The organism is Plasticicumulans sp. (assembly GCF_035331805.1).
In the GTDB taxonomy this organism is placed as follows: domain Bacteria; phylum Pseudomonadota; class Gammaproteobacteria; order Competibacterales; family Competibacteraceae; genus Plasticicumulans.
Map to the genome: position 1 here is coordinate 1 of NZ_DAOLKE010000548.1, position 1,574 is coordinate 1,574.

The 1,574-nt window shown below is 74.1% G+C and carries 1 protein-coding gene; it reads left to right on the plus strand.

Features of this window, described 5'->3' with window-relative positions:
• Positions 1-1,574: HlyD family efflux transporter periplasmic adaptor subunit (locus PKE44_RS19270; RefSeq protein ID WP_324554449.1), on the plus strand; the 1,574-nt coding region annotated here is incomplete at both ends.

Here is a 1,574-nt window from a genome sequence, read left to right on the forward strand (position 1 = left end):
ACCCCCGGCGCGCTGCACGCGCAGCGCCTCGCGCAGGCGCGCGCCGCGCGCCCCGGCCTGCTGGGCTGGCTGCTGCACCACTACCTGTTCTTCCGCGTGCCGCTGCTGCGCCCCGAGCGCTGGCTGGCGCCGCTCGCGGCCCGGCTCGATGCGCTGTACACGCGCACGATGCTGGTCACGGCGCTCGTGGCGCTGCTGCTCGGCCTGTATCTGGTCGGCCGGCAGTGGGAGAGCTTCACCGGCACCTTCGCGTACTTCTTCAGTGCCGGCGGCCTGCTCGCCTGGGGCTGCGCGCTCGCCGGCAGCAAGGTCCTGCACGAACTCGGTCACGCCGTCACCGCACGGCGCCTCGGCGTGCCGGTGCCGACGATGGGCGTGGCCTTCCTGGTGCTGTGGCCGGTGCTGTACACCGACACGACCGCGGTCTGGCGCCATCCCGGGCGCCGCGCCCGGCTCGCGGTCGGTGCTGCCGGCATGGCCGCGGAGCTGCTGCTCGCGATCATCGCGACGCTGGCGTGGAGCTTCCTGCCCGACGGCCCGGCGCGCTCGGCGGCCTTCGTGCTCGCGAGCAGCGGCTGGATCGCGACGCTCGCGATCAACGCCAGCCCGTTCATGCGCTTCGACGGCTACTTCCTGCTCAGCGATGCGCTCGACCTGCCGAACCTGCACGAACGCAGCTTCGCGCTGGCGCGCTGGCAGCTGCGCCGCTGGCTGTTCGGACTGGACGTGCCGGCGCCGGAGCCTTTTGCGCCGCTGCGTCACGCCGGACTGGTCGCGTTCGCGTTCGCGACCTGGGCTTACCGGCTGGTGCTGTTCCTCGGCATCGCGCTGCTCGTCTATCACTTCGCGTTCAAGCCGCTCGGCATCGCGCTGATGGCGGTGGAGATCGGCTGGTTCATCGTCCGGCCGCTGGCGATGGAGCTGCGCGTGTGGTGGCGGCTGCGCGCGACGCTCATGGCCAGCCGCCGCAGCCTGCTGAGCGCGAGTGTGCTCGGTGCCGCCGTGCTGCTGGCGATCCTGCCCTGGCACACGAGCCTCGAACTGCCGGCGACGCTCGATGCCGTGCACGTCCAGAGCCTGCACACGCCCGAGCCGGCGCGGCTGCGGCGGCTGGCGGTCGAGCCCGGCGCGAGCGTCGCGGCCGGCGACGTGATCGCCGAACTCGAACAGCCCGATCTCGCCGCCGAACTCGACGCCACCGGCCACCGCGTGCGGGCGCTGCGCGAATGGCTGCGCAGCGAGACCAGCCGGCTCGCCGCCCCCGAGCGCCAGCAGCGCGTCGCCGAGGAACTCGCCGGCGCCGAGCGCGCCGCGCGCGGCCTGCAGGAACGTCAGGCGCGGCTGACGCTGCGCGCGCCCTACGCCGGGCGTGTTGCCGCGCTCGCCGATGGCCTGCTGCCCGGCGTCTGGCTGTCGCCGCGCCAGACGCTCGCGCAGATCATCGACCCGGCTGCGGCGCGCATCGAGGCACTGGTGCCCGAAGACCGGCTCACGACCGTCGCCCGTGCCGTCGCCGACGGTGCCGCGGCACGCTTTCATCCCGACACCCCCGAACGCCCGGTGCTCGGCGCGCT